Here is a 15,484-nt window from a genome sequence, read left to right as displayed (position 1 = left end):
CGCATCTTGTGACCGGACCGCGCTTCGGTGACGGTTATTCAGGGCTCTCAGGTCGCTGCTTCACGACTTGGCGACCCGCGCCGATCATCGGGTGCGTAGTTCCGCAGGCGGCGTCGGGATTAGGCTACGCGGCCACGCCATTTTGAGTTCCCGCGTGATCGGTTAGACAGCGGCTCTGTCGCTGACCGGTAGAAGCTTTGAATTCCTTCGGCTTATGCGGTCCAAAGAGCTGCGATATCGGTTGTGGGCGGCAACTGTAATGTTGAGCGTTCGAATGTCGTGGTCTTGCACCAACTTGTCACCAACTCGTCGAGTTCGCTTCTAGACTTTACGGAACTGAATGTGTGATCAGCGTCCTGAAAAAACTCCAAGTGCAGGGATGCGCCAAATGAAACCTTGGAAAAGGCGCTGATGAATTGTTCGCGGTAGGTCTGGCGAGGCGCGTGATGTCGGCCCGTGCAAATGACGAGCAACTTTACCCCCGCCTGCGCACTGGCCTCATAGGCTTTCTCGAGCGAGTCCCGCGCATCCACTCCCTGATATACAAGGTGTTGTGGCCCACCTTCCCTGTGCAGGACCTGCGACAAATGTTCGTAGAGGCGCCGCACGAGCTTACTCTTGTGCAGACGAAAATTTCTCCAGCTCCTGACGTCGCGCAAACGGCGGGAAAGATAATCGAGGAAATAGCGGGCGGTTGGCGGAATATAGGGATCAATCAATACCAAGCCGACAATGCGCGGGTCCGAGAATCCGTACAGGATTGCGTGATCGGCACCGGAGCACAAGCCGACCAAAATGACTCGGGAAACCCCACGCGTTGTCTGCAGCCACTCGAGAGCAGTTCCAATATCCGCCAAATTGGATTGGAGGAGTGGCTGATCCGATAAATGGGGTGAACTGTCGCCAAGACCCGAAAAGTCGAACCGCAGCACCGTACAGCCGGTCCGCGCGAGCTTCCGGGACATCGAAACATACATTCGATGATGGCCGACGCGATGAATTGTCCCTGTGTTCAGTATGACGACAGCCAGTTTGTTCTCGTTGGGCTGTTCTGCAGGTTCTGCAACGATTCCCACCAGCGCTTTCTCGGGGCCGAAGTGGGCCACGCGTTCGACGAATTTGTGTCCTATCCCAGCCACTTGAGGATCCGTTCAAATACTTCGACAGGCAATCCCTCTTCCTGTTCGGCAGAATCTTTCCACGGTGAGGGCGCCTTTAGGATTGCGATTTCGCTACGGTCAAGGCCGACCATCTCGCCACTGCGGTGCTGATTGTCGGTGAGGATCGTCAACACTTTCGGAGGTAGCCTCACTTTGCGCGAACGCAAATCAATGGACTTTAGGCCGTCAAAGAAAGACGATGAAACGAGGAGGCCTCCTAGCTCTAAAGCAACCGCAGCATCTGACGGACCAGACGCGGCAGAATCGATGGACCTTTCGCTATGGTGTGCTTGCCGATCCAGCAGTGTTTTGACGTAATCCGATCCGCATAGGATCGGATCCCATAGGACAATGCTGTCAGGCTCGACGGATAGCCGGGGCGCCAATTCGGCCACGAGAGTGGCGCCAAGTCGCATGCCGACGATGACGACACGTGACCTCCCACTCATTTCCTTCAGTTCCCTCAACGCAGTCGAAATGTCGTCCTTCCAGCCGTCGAGTTCCGCGTCGACCGTCTCTCCGCCGGAATCGCCTGCGCCAAAATAGTCAAACCGCAGCGTGTCAAATCCAATGGCGCAGAGCCGCTTCGAGAGAATCCGCATCGCTCGGTGCGCGTTGGTATATTCCATTCCCCACGAACCGCAGAGCAAAGCCGCGCCTGCAGCTGCGCAGTGTGCTCCCGGCTCGTAAGACCCGTAGAGGCGCCGCTGCTTTGATCCGAAGAAAAACGGCAACATGGTCAGAACTATTACTCAGCTTTCACGGCCGACGACCTCGGCGATCTGTCGCAGAGTCTTGAAGTATAGGGCTCGCGGATCCAGCGCTCGTCCTGTGCGCTGCTTGATGAGGCCTGCCATTCTCACCGCCAGAAGCGAGTGACCGCCCAGTTCGAAAAAATTGTCGTCAGCGCCGATGGTTCTTACCTGGAGTAAATCGCGCCAGATCTCGGCAACCAGCTTCTCCGTCGCTGAAGCGGGCGCGACATGCTCCGAGGCTACGCGCGCCTGTGCGGTGAATGGGTCTGGCAGAGCCTTACGATCGATCTTCTTGTTCGGCGTCATGGGAATACTATCGATCGCCACAATAAGGGCCGGGACCATGTAGTCAGGAAGGTGATTTCGGAGGTGATTTCGCAATTCGCTGACAGTTGCCTCTTCGTGTTCGTAGACGACATAAGCAATCAGGCGGCTATCCGCCGCACTCAGCTCTCGGGCGACAACAACCGCCTCCGCCACGGCAGGGTGCTGTCGCAACATGAATTCGATCTCGCCGATTTCGATCCGAAAGCCACGAACCTTGATCTGGCTATCAATACGGCCAAGGTGATAAAGTTGGCCGTCGGAGCTCCATTTTCCAAGATCACCCGTTCTGTAGACCCTTTCATCGGATCGATCTGCAAAGCGATCGGTCACGAATCGCTCGGCTGTCATTTCCGGCCGATGGTGGTAGCCGTTCGCTAGGCCGTCGCCCCCAATTAGGATCTCGCCCGGAATGCCGATCGGTGTCAGTTGGCCCTCGCGATCAACAATGTAGACACGTGTATTCTCGATTGGGTGCCCAATCGAAATAGGTACATCGCCGGGCTGGATCTTCGCCACGGTCGACCAGATTGTGGTCTCGGTCGGACCATAGAGATTCCAGAGCTCGCCCACACGGGAAAGCAGCGCGTTGGCGAGATCGCGAGAGAGCGCTTCCCCTCCGCAAAGGGCCCGCAACTTGCTGCTTCCTTCCCAACCGCTCTCTATCAACATACGCCAAGTTGCGGGCGTTGCCTGCAGCACTGTGGCTCCGCTTTCGGCGATTGTGCGTGAGAGCGCGGCTCCGTTGGAAGCTGTTTCCGCGGACGCCAGCTCGATCCGAGCACCAACGCTCAATGGCAAGTAGAGCTCAAGGCCCGCAATATCGAATGAAATAGTCGTCACGGCAACCAGGACGTCTTGCCGGGTCAAGCCAGGAACGCGCGACATCGAGACCAGAAAGTTTGATAGGGCGCGATGTCCGACGGCGACACCTTTCGGCTGCCCCGTGGAACCGGACGTGTAGATTACATAGGCAGCATCTGCCAGGGATGGGACGTGATCAGGTTCGGTGCCAGGCTCTTTGCCGTTCGCCATCAGATCATCGTATCCGACGATGCAAGCGCTGATAGCAGTGGTCACGCGTTCCCTTGAATATGCATCGACCACAATCGTGCCAGCGCCGCTATCGTCCAACATGTATACGAGACGCTGGGCGGGGAGGGACGCGTCCAGAGGGATGTAATAGGCGCCGGCCTTCTGTATTCCGAGCAGCACTACGACGAGTTCGATCGATCGTGTCATGCAGAGCGCAACGCCGGCTCCTGGCCCAACGCCCAGCTTGCGAAGAGATCGCGCTACAGTGCTGGCACGTTCATCGAGCGTTGCATAGCTGATCGTCTGCCCCTCGAAAGAGATGGCTTTCGCGTTTGGCTGCCGGACGACCTGTTGTCCAAACATGGTCAGGAAGTGCGGTCGGTCTTGAGGCGGCATCTGTGAAGCGTTCCTGTTGCGCAGGAGCAGGCGTCGCTCGCTCTCCGGCAACATCGGGACTGAAGTGACTTTGACCCCTGGGTTCTCGGCAACGCTTCTGAGTATCTGAAGATACTGCGCGGCGAAACGGCTGATTGTCGCCGGTTCGAACAGATCCGTGTTATATTCGAAGGTCAGCGATTGCGATACCTGCGTGTCGACCGACACGCTCAACTCAAACTGAGCGCCTCCTCTCTCTATTTGAACAGGCTCCCACTTCAACTGGTCGAAGGCAACGCCGTAGAACGGCGCGTTCAACATGTTGAACATGACCTGTACAAGCGGCGCTCTGCTATTGTCTCTCGTTTGTTGGATGTCCTGCACAAGTCGGTCGAAAGGAGCGTCCTGGTGCGCATAGGCATCGAGGGCGGATGCACGGACACTCTTCAGAAAATCACGAAAGCTCGGGGCATTCGCAAGGTTGACGCGCAACGCCAGAGTGTTGACGAAAGTACCGACCATGTTTTCCATGTCGGTTTGCGTGCGATTGGCAATAGGTACGCCGATCGCAAAATCAGTCTGTCCCGTCAAACGGAATAACTGGATCGCAAATGCTGCAAGCATGGTCATGAATAGGGTGCTGCCCTCGCATCTGCTCAAGTGCTCGAGCCTTGAAAGAAGTGATGGCTCAATCGGGCACGCGTAACTTGAACCGTTCAGTCCACGCACTTTAGGCCGGGCGAAATCCACAGGTAGTTCGAGCGCAGGAAGTCCCTTCAGTTTTTCCAACCAGTGCAGAAGCTGGCCATGCATATGGCCTTCATTTTGGTGCCGGCGCTGCCAAAAGGCATAGTCCCGGTACCGGAGCTTGATCGGCTGCAGATCGATTGGTCGCCCCGAGCGTAGAGCATTATAGGCCGCGGCCAATTCGCGACCGATAATCCCCATGGACCATTGGTCACCCGAAATGTGATGAAGAGTCAGCTGCAACAGGTACTCGTCATCTGCAACTCGAAAGAGTGCCACACGCAGAACCGGTCCGCGGGCTAGGTCGATCGGGGATCTCGCGTCAGCCTGAGCTCTCTGCCTCGCCTCAAACAAGGCCCGGCTTCCGAAGGATCGAAGATCGGTGACGGCAAGTTTCTGAGGCTGCCAAGGCTGAATCTGTTGGCGCACTTCGCCGTCCTCTTCAAAGAAGATACTCCGAAGATTTTCATGACGTCGACGCAGTTCGTCCAGCGCTCCGGCGAAGGCGCCCGAGTCGAGTCGACCGAGCAGATGGATGGCGCCACTCAGATTGTATGCGGTGTTGCTCGGATCCAGCGACTGGATGACCCACATCCGCTGCTGCGAGTAGGACAACGTCATGGTGTCATCCACCGCAGGCTCGATCTGCGACGTGGTTATGGACCTATCGTCCTCTTGAAGTGCCTCGTCGAGCTGTCGCCCCAGAGCGGCGAGGGTTCGTGCCTCAAAGAAAGTCTGCAACGGCAGTTCGATGCCGAAAACGTGAGCTACTCGCGATGCGACCTGCGTGGCCAGCAGCGAATGTCCGCCCAGATTGAAGAAGTCATCCAGTCTGCCGAACTGATCTGTTTGGAGAACTTCACGCCAAATGGCATGTAGAGCTTCTTCGGTGGCACCTTGAGGCGGTGCGTTTGTGTCGGAAGAACGCGTGCCTTCCGGCCATCCCCTGATTGCAAGCGACTTTCGGTCGAGCTTACCGTTTCTGCTGAGCGGCATGGCGGCCAACCGCACGAATGCCGCCGGATGCATTTGTTGCGGCAGAGCACGCGACAAGGCCTCTCGGATCGTTTGGACGGGCAAGCTTTGCCCCGGATCAGCCTCTGTATAGTAGGCGACCAACTGCGGCTGCGAGGCCGGATCATCGCATACCACAACCGCTGCCTGTCCGATTCCCGGAATCCGCGTAAGGTTCAGTTCGATTTCTGGGAGTTCGATACGAACGCCGCGAATTTTTACCTGGAAGTCGTTGCGGCCGAGAAACTCGATTGCTCCATCGAAGCGCCATCGACCCAGGTCTCCGGTCTTGTAAAGTAGGGCAGGGGCCTGATCGAATGGATCAGGCACAAATCTCTCGGTGGTCAGTGCCGCATTTCGAAAATACCCTCGACCAACACCGACGCCTCCAATGTAGATCTCGCCAACGGCCCCGATAGGTACCGGCTGCATAAATCGATCGAGAATGTAGAGCCGAAGGTTCGCGATCGGATGCCCAATTGGCAGGGTCTCTGATAGATCTGAATGACGGCATTCCCAGTGGGTAACATCGATCGCCGTCTCGGTGGGACCGTACAGATTGTAAAGCCTTGCCCGGGGAAATTCCGCGAGGCATCGTTGAGCCAAGCCGGCCGAGAGCTCCTCACCGCTGCAAATGATGCGTCGCAACGACCTGCATCCCTTGACGTCGGCGCCGTCCAGAAATGCGGCCAGCATCGATGGAACAAAATGGATCGTGGTGATGGCCGTGTCGCAGATTACGCGCTTCAGATAGTCCACATCCATATGGCCGAGGGGCTTGGCCATGACAAGCCTTGCACCTGCAATCAGAGGCCAAAAGAACTCCCACACTGACACGTCAAATCCAAAAGGCGTCTTCTGCAGCACGCAGTCATCGCGAGTGAGACGATACTCGTCTTGCATCCATTTGAGCCGATTGACGACGCCTCGATGCTCGTTCATGGCCCCTTTCGGAACCCCCGTGGAGCCGGACGTGTAGATCACATATGCTAACGAGCGTTGCGTGAGTCCAATCTCTCGCGACGCAAGATCTTCCTCGGGATACTGAGCGATGTCGTCGGCGTGAACATCGAGTAGGACAACCCTCGCTGTCGAGGTGGGAAGACGCACATGCAGATCTTCGATGGTCAGCACGATCGAAGGTGCGAGATCGTTCAGCATCAAGGCGATCCGAACTTTGGGAAGCGTGGGATCTATCGGAGCATACGCCGCTCCGCACTTCAAAATGCCGAGCAGGGCGACAACCATCTCAATCGATCGTTCGAAGCAGGCGGGAATTATCGTTTCTGGGCCTGCACCGTGTGCTCTCAGATAATGAGCCAGCCTGTTAGCAAGTGCGTTCAATTGCGCGTAGGTCAACGAAACGTCGCCGACGGACAAGGCAATGGCCGCCGGAGCCGCTTTGACCTGCTCCTCGAATAGCTCGTGTATTAGACGGTCGCCGGAATAGGGGCGCTCGAAACCATTAAACTCCCGAATGATGCGTGCGCGTTCTGAAGTCGATACGATATCGACGCGGCCGCAAATTTTGTCCGGCTCCACGGCACATCGTGTCAGCAACGCGGCCCATCGTTCGCAGTGCGCTTCCAATTCCTGTTGAGAATACTTCGCAGAATTTGCGATAACGTCGAAGCGGTGACCGGAAGGTTCGTCGCCGCCATAATAAACAAACTGAATGTCGTCGACACGCCAATTGCCAAGTGGGCGACGGCGGATTCTCTGTCCCGCGAGATCCAGGCTCTGATCGAGTGGAGTATAGTTTACAAAGGTGCTGTAGATCTCGGGAGCGCCGGGGGATAGTCCAAAGTCACGTCGCAATTCTTCGGCCCGGTAGAGCTGATGGCGAAAGGCTTCGCGCATGACACGTGCCGTCCGTCGCAGCAGGGCATCGAAACTCTCATCAAGATTGACAGACAAGCGCAGGGGAACGACGTTGGTCGCCAAGCCAACGGCGCGTCTCGGGCGTTGGCCCAGCCGGGCGCTAACTTGCATCCCCAAAACGAGATCGCATTGCCCCGTCATGCGGCAAAGGTAAAGCGCCGTTGTAGCGACGATGACACAGGCTGCACTCGAACCATACTTGCGACCCAGCATCTCGAGGTCTGTAATGCGAGGAAGCCGACCCGTGGTCTGATTGACGCTTGGGCTTGATGGGGCGCGCCGAGTCGAGAGGGTCGCAAGCCCCGGACGATCCTTCAGAATGTCGAGCCAGTATTGGCGATCTCGTACGCGCTGCGGAGAGTTTTGGTAAGCCAACTCCGTTTCCAGGAGGTCGTTGTAAGAACCGACCTTCTCGGAGGGCGTATCCCGACGATCCGCGAAAGCATTGTATAATTCGATAACTCGGCGAACGACGAGGAGCCAGCCGACGCCATCGTTCGCAATATGGTGGTTAACTGCGTACCAAAGGTAGCTTGCGATCCCAATTCGAAGTAGCGCAAAGCGAAACAACGGACCCTTGGCCAGGTCGAAAGGGCGGGCCATATCGGTTCGCATCCAAGACTCGGCCACCGCGCGAGAGTCGCTCTCCGCGCTGAAGTCGAGATGGGACAGTACCCAATCGTCATCGTGAGCGGAGTACTGCCGTGGCCCTGCATCCGTCTCGATCACGCGCAAGCATAGCGCATCCGCCTCTTTCACGGTCTGTCGCAAAGCTTGTTCGAAGATATCTTTGTCAATTGCGCCAATTTCAACGCATTCACTGATGTTGAATGCGGGGTCGCTCTGATCAAGCTTTTGAGCCAGCCAGATTCCGATCTGACCTTGCGTTAGAGGATATAGTCTTGAATTGTCTAAATTAGAATTCTCGAAGTCCAAGGGGAAATCTGCTCCGGATTGCTCGAAATTAACTGTCCTCAAACTCAGTGTTTGTTTCTAAAGTATTGCAGTACCACAGATTGCATAATAGTGAAATATCTCCTGCCGACGTCGACATCCCGATCATAGGATTAACAGGCCGCCTGACCGGGAACCGGGAGTGATTTATCTGGGGCGCAAAGACCTGACTGTCGGGTGTGTCGATTTGCCGCCGGTCTTCTTGCTGCGCGCGGTCGCCTGCCATCGCAAGAGCACCTCAGGCATGACGATGCAGCCATCGGAACCGTGTTCGCGGGTTCCACGGAGGGAGCTGGATGGGCGTGAGGAAGGCGTTTCTAAGGGCAACGGCCGGACGATATCTCGTCATGCTAATCAATCTTGCGGTGGCGATCATTGTCGCAAGGCTGATTGGGCCCGCCGCCTTTGGCGTCACCGTTCTCGGCAGCTCGGCCTTTGTCATTGCGGAGGCTCTTCGCGAGATCGGCGGAGGTGCCTATCTGATTCAGCAAAAGGAACTGACTCCGAAGCAAGTCCGTACGAGCATCACGACGAGCGGTCTTGTATCGATCGCAATATCGCTTTCCTTATATTTCTCTGCGGGGTTGATCGCGGATTTTTACAGGCTGCCGGAAGTCGGCCATTACATTCAGGTCGCCGCTATTGGGTATCTCCTCGGGCCTTTTATTTTTCCCGTCTTTGCACTCATGAGCCGCGAAATGGCCTTTGGGTCCTTTGCGTTCGTCAACACAGTGATGGCCACCGTAGGTGGGATCACTAGTATTGGGCTGGCGAAGCTGGGTTTCGGCTACATGTCGCTTGCCTGGGCAACGGTTACGTCCGCTGTTGCAGGAAGTATTCTTTGCTTTCTCCTTTACTCTGATCGCTCGATCTTTCTGCCGTCATTGAGCGAATGGCGCGGCGTGATAGGCTTTGGAGCCTTTGATAGCGCGGCAGCGCTGGTCGCCGCGGTGGGCGAGTATGCCCCTTATTTGGTAATTGGAAGAGCGCTTGATTCCGCCAGTGTGGGCATCGCGCAGCGGGCGGTTTTGCTTTCCGTGTTTCCGGAGCGAGTAATACTTGCCGGCGTCGGCGCAATTGCGCTTCCAGTCTTTGCCCGGAGCATGCGCGAAAGGTCAGATACGAAGGCGGTCTATCTTAATGCGCTTGAACTGATTTCCGGGGTGCATTGGCCCTGCCTGCTCTTGCTGAGCGCGCTTTCGACGCCCTTGGTCAGCATTGTGCTTGGCCCTCAATGGCTGGAGGTCGCTCCACTTGTGAGGGTCCTATGCCTTGCTGCGGCCTTCTCTTTCCCCTGGGCGCTTCAATACCCAGTTCTCGTTGCTGTTGGCGCCGTCAGAACGTTGCCGCTTCTGGTGGCGGGACAGGCGATACTGAATACCGCAGCCGTTACCCTTGCTGCAGGACATGGTCTCTTGACGATTGCGTGGTGTCTAGTTGGCATCGTGCCTGTAAACGCGCTGATCGCCGTGGCAGTAGTTCGTCGGTATCTGAATTTTTGCTGGAGCGATTTCTTCAACGCACTTCGCAAGAGTGTTGTGCTTTCGATTTTCAGCGGCCTCGGCCCAATTTGCTTGATCCTCACGCAAGGCGGACCCGATAGCCTCTCGATTGAAGCAGGATTGCTCGGTGTGTTGCTTTCGCTAGCGGGGTGGAGCATTGGCCTAGGCTTCACACACCATCCGCTTCGTCATGAATTGATTCCTGCGGCGAGGATATTGAAAAGGGAAGGTTGATCGGCGAATGCTTTAACCTTTGCGGAAGAGAATACGCATCAACCCATAGCCGGCTCACGTCTCCTCAAGTAGATTCTGTGGAGGACAACACTCGTTGCGATGCAACAAGAGGGGGAACCGTCTCAATCTCGCCACTTTAGAAGAACAAGGCGGATCGGGGTCGGATTTGGGGGACTTAAATGCCGACGGTATTACAAATAAACATTGCCCTATGGGGAATGATAATTTGTGCGGCGGTTAAAATTGCACAATTCGCATTTTAGGCCAGCACAGCTTAGTCAAACGCCTTTCAAGGGAGCAGGCATTGCAAGCGGAGCTTGCTCACCCTTCCTGACGGACCTGCCGGTATGCTCTGGTTCGGGACACAGATCAGCACGGAGCGCCAATCTCGCCTGAGATGCGACGCCGAGCGCGAAGCCGGGCGGCTATCAAGTGGGGTGAGCAATCCGATGCAATGAATGAGATCGCTGCGAAACAGGTTCTGAGCCGCCAGGCTCATCGCCAGACAATATTGTAACCTGGTGCTTCCGCTCAGCCGCGGGGCGGGCGATCATCGCGCTTGCGTAGATTGCGAGGGCAAGACCGGCGACCGTCAGCACACACGCACACCCAAGCAAGATCCATATGACCGACATTCGGCTCCCCTAGCATCCATGCCGCGCGACAAGGCGCGGGGCAGGTCAATCACCCGAGCGACTCGCGTCGCATACCATCCACCAACGTGAATCGTGGGGTCGAAATCGGGCGACTTCTGGGCGTGGGCAATCGCGACCTGCCTGAATGATTAGCAAAGGCGGGCTCATACACATCACTACATCCAGCCGGAACCTGCTAAGCTTTGTCGTGCCGCCTGTGGGAACCGCGGGGCCACGATATACGTTTTGTTAACATGACTGGCAATCAAACTCGCGAGCTTGAACAACTGCTACACAAAGCTAGACGCGCCTTCGGCAATGGAATTAACCATGACCTGCTGAGGGAGGCTCGGATCGAGAAAGGTTGGATTTCTCAGCGAGCGGTTGTTGAGGAGTATTATCGTCTCATGGCGGTTTGCCTCAGGGAGGATCAGCTGCAGCGCCGTTCGTCGAGGCGTCTAGACATTAAGACCTGGTTTGCTTGGTTTATTGGAAGTCGGCAGCGCGGCTGAGATTGCCACCGGCCGCGGGGCGCCAATCGGACGTCGACTGAAGGTTGCGTACCTTGTTTAACGGGACACAGTCGCGTGTGTGTCTGTGCGCTCGGTACTATTTAACTAGACACCAGCGCTCAGGAAACCCGCGTGAAACTGCGCGGTAGCCCCATGAGCCGAAAGCGGTCGGTACGACTTGATTGGAGAAGGTGCTCGTCGCTACGACGGGATAGGGGAGAGAGCCTCCCTCGACCTGGCAGCCCGCATAAAGCGGGTGGTTATAATATCGGTAGTCGGGACCCCAGGAATAAGCAAACGTCGTTCCGTAATTGCTCGGGCCGGAATTGCGACGTTCTCTCGCGTCTGCGGGAGCCGATACAGCCAGTAAGATCAGTCCCAACGTGCCGGCGACACCTAGACGGGCAACAACTCTCCTCATGTAACGTCCCTTTCATGTCGGTTTGGGCCGGGCGACGCACTGCAGGCCAATAATCTTCGGTCGCAGTTTAGCAGACTCGTCGAATTATTCTCTTGATTTCTTGTCACGGGTTGCAGACGGCGGTGCGATCGACTCAATGCTGAACATACCTGCGGGCTCAGCCTTAAGGAGGTGGCCTTCCAAGCTAGGAAGCGTCCAACTTGCGAATATTGTAATCATTGAATAATCTGCGGTATTATTACTTCTCCGGACGGTTTTTAATAGATGCATATTCTGGGGGCTTTCCTCCTGATCAGCGGGTTCCTCCTATGCATTTCAGTGGCCTGGGCAGCGATCGGCTTTGTCGCGATGGGTTTCGGCCTCATCTGCCTCCTGGTTGCCGATAAGCGGAGGAAAGCTTCGATGAGTGAGCTGAAGAGGACGTTAGCCCAGCAAGCTCACTTGGATCCGTTGCTCGACCATCTTCCAACTCCGTCGAGTCATGCGGCCGGAGTTGAGCACGAACAAAGATGGAAGTTGCTCTTGGAGTCCGACCCCGACCTTGCGAGCGTGGCCGCAATTCTAGAGCGCTTCGGACCGCGATATGTAGATCAGCTAGCTCGGACGTACACCGTATTCAACAGGAAAGACTTCCTGCCCATCATACTCGAAATGATCGTCAGCGCGGCAAGGCAGTATACGGCGTCGAGCAAGGCGGCAGCGCAGCCATCGGCGCAAGCGGGCAGCTTTGACGATCGCGCCCCGGGGGCCGCGGCGGAGCCATTGTCGGATCTTCGACCGCTTTCATCCTTGCTTCCGGCCTGCACGGACGATGCGGCGGAACGAGACGCAGCTTCGTTCTACGAACAGGCGGAAGCTCACAGCGGTTATGAGCCAGCGATAGACGTGGTCCCCAGAGCGATCCCGGCGATTGACTTTGATGACCAGGACGGCTTGAAAAAGCTGTTCGACGGGTTGGCTTCACTTGAGGACGACAGAGGATCCTTCGCGAAGCTGCGCGAACGGGCGGACGGCAAGAGCAGCATTCCGAAAGATTGATGCGGCGACCGTGCACCCCGACTAGTTCCCTCGTCGGCGCAAGCCGAGAGTGAAGCAAAACCGGGCCGAGCCTTAATCACATGGCCGTGCGACTGCTGACATGAGAGCCTCGACCGCGAAGTGCTCCTCCGCCAAGCGACGTTCGACGAATTCGCTTTCCGCTGAAGTAAGCGACGTCGCCAGCAGCTCACGGTAGCGGCAGATGTTTTTGTAGTGCGTCCGCAACCGCGTGAAATCTTCGTCCATCCCGGGATCGCTGCGTGGCATACGGTTTAACTCGTTGCCAAGTCTCGTCTTCAGATGTCTCTCAATCTGCTCAAGCAACTCTCGCGCAGGTTGATGCTCCTCGCCTCGATGCTGACGGGTGGAATTAACGCTGCAGGAAAGTGCAGCGGCGTTGTCAAAATCATTCATCTGAAAGGTCCTTAAAATAACTTCGTATGAAAGTCCGATCGATCGATTGGCGCAGCAGCATCGATGTGCAAGTATCTCAGACAAGGTCGAACATCCTCGCCTTCGGCGACGAAATGATCGAGAGCGCAAGTAGCGAGTACTCACCGCACCTCTTATTTTGCGGATGCGAGCAACCTTATTTGTTGGCGACACTCAACGAGACGCTATGCCAAAACTTTGAGAGCGCCTCGCCTCCAAAGTTCAGATCTGGCAACAAGCTGACTACGCACCGATTCTGTTGACTGTACGATGTCATGGAGAACGATCTCTGTTGGCAACCAACGCAACTTTGATTGGTCCTTGCCAGTGGAGAGATTGAGCGTGGAGAAGCCGCGCTCAATCGCCCATTTGATGATCTCTACCACAAGAGTCGTCATCGCTCCGTACTTTTTCCAGCTGGGTTCGAAACCAGAGAAGTACAGATAAATGTCTTGGCCGAGGCCAAAGGCAATCCGGGATGCAACAACCTCTCCGTTCACCTCCAACTCGAAGATACGAACCTGCCCTCGTGATCCCATTGCACCGATAACGTCATCGAGGAACCTCCGACTCTGAGCTGTGTGAAAGTTGTCGCGATGTTGCCTCATATCGGCAGCTGATGATCGAGCCTGATGAAGACGAAAGAAGCGGTGCAGGGTCTCATCATCGACGTTCGGGGACTCCGTCACGCGGAGGGCGAGCCTATGCCCATCGCGCTCAAGGAACTCATACCCTTTCCTGATGCTCTTGCGGGTGTTGTTGGAAAGAGTTGACTGGAGATCCTGCCAACGATCGGGCAGATCCACGATGTAATCAGGTAACAGACGTTCGGTTCTTAGTTTGTCATGAGGCAACTGGTCGATGGCGTCGGAGCGAACGCCGCTCCATTTGAACACATCCCAACTATTGTCGTTCTCGCTGAAGTGCCTTGCAAGCGCACACAGCGCGTCACGTTGGTGTTCGGCCTTGCAAACAAGGCCTCGGACCTCGGTCAGGCTCGGATCAGTGCCGAAAAACTGTACCTTGCACATACGAATCGGGCCGAACCCGGTTCGTAGGTCCGCATTAACGGGGCGATCGCGAGGAGTTCTCCATCTTGCTTTCGAACTTCGTGGATGAAGAACTCGTCACGCCGTAACAGTCCAGACCGGGAAAAATGCTTCCACCACAGCTCGTTCCAGATGGCCGAGGTAAATGGCGTCCGAGGTGTCAAGCTGCTGTCAAGGTCCTCCCACTCACGCCGTAGCTGCAGGAAGGCGGTCGAATGCGATAGTCTATTGACAATTAACGACATTGTTTTTGCCATACAAACTTCGGCTTATACAAACTTAAATATTGCACGTGCAAATAGCTTTAATGCGTAAAATTCAAAACTGCCCCAGGTCGACTTATACCTTGCGTTTGTTCGGCGTTGCGCTGTGCGAAGATCGTTAAGGTCGGACTGAGTGAGCTCGGGCGCATGCATAAGGGAAGGGCTTCCGATGCGATATCTAAGTCCAACCCGATCGAGAAAGCACACGTCAAATTGTCGCATCGCTCTCGCATATAGATCCACATCCTCGCGAAGACGAAGTTGTGGGTCGAATCCACCGAGCTGCTCAAGACACCGTCGGCGCAAGATCCCAGCACTGCAAACCATCAGGGCCCAATGGAACATGAGGCAGGCAACGAAGGCGCGTCGTGAGCGAAGACGCTCACAAAAGTTGGCGAGTAGGGCAGCTTTCTCGAAGTAGCGCTTTTCATGCTGCAACTGAGTAGGAGAACAATTGCCGAAGGATCTATTCGACAGAAAACGACGCCCACATTCGGGTGCTTCGCGAAGGCGTGCTTAACGGCGGCATAATGCCCAGGTGGGATGACATCATCGTCATCAAGAAAGTGCACAAAGTCCCCGCGTCCCGAGGGCCAACCTAGATTTCTCACCGCACTGGGGAAGCCACCGGATGGGTTCGGGTTTGCCAGGTAGGCGACTCGCGCGTCATTGATGCTGGCGATCACCGACTCGGCGGACCGTTCCGGGCTGTCATCAACCACAATGATTTCAATCTCAACCTCGCTTTGAGCAAGTACGCTTGAGATCGCTTCACGGAGCTCGGCTGGCCGCCGGAACGTCGGAATCACGACCGTGAAATCAATCGGTTTCACCATTCATCACCAGAATTCGAAAGGTGCGACAAAAAGCAACTTGAAATGCGTAACTATTAGCATCTTGGGAATCAAATTTGTACGTTTAAATGCGAGGGTTGGTTTACCGTCCTGCGCGACTAGCGGTTGTGTGGATTGGAAAAGAAGCAAGGTGTGCCGGGTTTGGCGGCGTTAACTCTTTACCACTCGGCGCGGCCAAGTTCCGTCCGGGGACCGGGGGCCGATTAAGGTTGCCTTCGAGGCCCGAGGGCTTTCACCAGCTGCCATCCCGGAAGGTCAAGTTCGGCATCGAGAGCCGTGCAGGGCAGGACTGGCAAGTT

Annotated in this window: 8 protein-coding genes; 2 read left to right on the top strand and 6 right to left on the bottom strand. The window is 56.0% G+C overall.

The annotated features are described in order from the left end of the window. Window positions 1–212: 212 nt before the first annotated feature. The 3 genes from AYJ54_RS07120 to AYJ54_RS07110 all read right to left on the bottom strand — a co-directional run bounded on the left by AYJ54_RS07120 (window position 213) and on the right by AYJ54_RS07110 (window position 8,227). Window positions 213–1,139, bottom strand: coding sequence for an alpha/beta fold hydrolase (locus AYJ54_RS07120; protein WP_063697803.1), 927 nt, complete (start codon window positions 1,137–1,139; stop codon window positions 213–215). Then, window positions 1,127–1,789 carry a serine aminopeptidase domain-containing protein gene (locus tag AYJ54_RS07115; RefSeq protein WP_063697801.1) on the bottom strand — a complete coding sequence of 221 codons (663 nt, stop codon included), beginning with the start codon at window positions 1,787–1,789 and terminating at the stop codon, window positions 1,127–1,129. Before AYJ54_RS07115 ends, AYJ54_RS07120 begins: the two co-directional genes overlap by 13 nt. Window positions 1,790–1,912: 123 nt before the next feature. After that, window positions 1,913–8,227, bottom strand: coding sequence for a non-ribosomal peptide synthetase (locus AYJ54_RS07110; protein ID WP_063697799.1), 6,315 nt, complete (start codon window positions 8,225–8,227; stop codon window positions 1,913–1,915). A gap of 314 nt (window positions 8,228–8,541) precedes the next feature. Here AYJ54_RS07110 and AYJ54_RS07105 point away from each other — a divergent pair, with 314 nt between their 5' ends. Both AYJ54_RS07105 and AYJ54_RS07100 read left to right on the top strand, forming a co-directional pair. Beyond that, window positions 8,542–9,981, top strand: coding sequence for an oligosaccharide flippase family protein (locus AYJ54_RS07105; protein WP_063697796.1), 1,440 nt, complete (start codon window positions 8,542–8,544; stop codon window positions 9,979–9,981). 1,970 nt (window positions 9,982–11,951) lie between these two features. After that, complete coding sequence (locus AYJ54_RS07100; RefSeq protein WP_136623508.1) at window positions 11,952–12,587, top strand: hypothetical protein; 636 nt, start codon at window positions 11,952–11,954, stop codon at window positions 12,585–12,587. A 72-nt stretch (window positions 12,588–12,659) separates the two neighbouring features. Here the strand turns inward: AYJ54_RS07100 and AYJ54_RS07095 are convergent, their stop codons facing one another. The 3 genes from AYJ54_RS07095 to AYJ54_RS07085 all read right to left on the bottom strand — a co-directional run bounded on the left by AYJ54_RS07095 (window position 12,660) and on the right by AYJ54_RS07085 (window position 15,164). Next, complete coding sequence (locus AYJ54_RS07095) at window positions 12,660–13,001, bottom strand: hypothetical protein (RefSeq protein WP_063697790.1); 342 nt, start codon at window positions 12,999–13,001, stop codon at window positions 12,660–12,662. 203 nt (window positions 13,002–13,204) lie between these two features. Further along, window positions 13,205–14,050 (bottom strand): GNAT family N-acetyltransferase, encoded by an 846-nt coding sequence (locus AYJ54_RS07090; RefSeq protein WP_063697788.1) that lies wholly within the window; start codon window positions 14,048–14,050, stop codon window positions 13,205–13,207. Between the two features lie 607 nt (window positions 14,051–14,657). Then, window positions 14,658–15,164, bottom strand: a complete 507-nt coding sequence (locus AYJ54_RS07085) for a glycosyltransferase family A protein (protein WP_161491817.1) — start codon at window positions 15,162–15,164, stop codon at window positions 14,658–14,660. Window positions 15,165–15,484 lie beyond the last annotated feature (320 nt).

This window comes from Bradyrhizobium centrolobii, from assembly GCF_001641635.1.
Taxonomy (GTDB): domain Bacteria; phylum Pseudomonadota; class Alphaproteobacteria; order Rhizobiales; family Xanthobacteraceae; genus Bradyrhizobium; species Bradyrhizobium centrolobii.
This window is presented reverse-complemented; position numbering and strand designations above follow the sequence as displayed.

Excerpts from the sequence above, each read along its gene's own strand:
- AYJ54_RS07090 (WP_063697788.1), bottom strand. The coding sequence starts at position 14,050 with ATGTGCAAGGTACAGTTTTTCGGCACTGATCCGAGCCTGACCGAGGTC.
- AYJ54_RS07115 (WP_063697801.1), bottom strand. The coding sequence starts at position 1,789 with ATGGAATATACCAACGCGCACCGAGCGATGCGGATTCTCTCGAAGCGG.
- AYJ54_RS07105 (WP_063697796.1), top strand. The coding sequence starts at position 8,542 with ATGGGCGTGAGGAAGGCGTTTCTAAGGGCAACGGCCGGACGATATCTC.
- AYJ54_RS07095 (WP_063697790.1), bottom strand. The coding sequence starts at position 13,001 with ATGAATGATTTTGACAACGCCGCTGCACTTTCCTGCAGCGTTAATTCC.
- AYJ54_RS07100 (WP_136623508.1), top strand. The coding sequence starts at position 11,952 with ATGAGTGAGCTGAAGAGGACGTTAGCCCAGCAAGCTCACTTGGATCCG.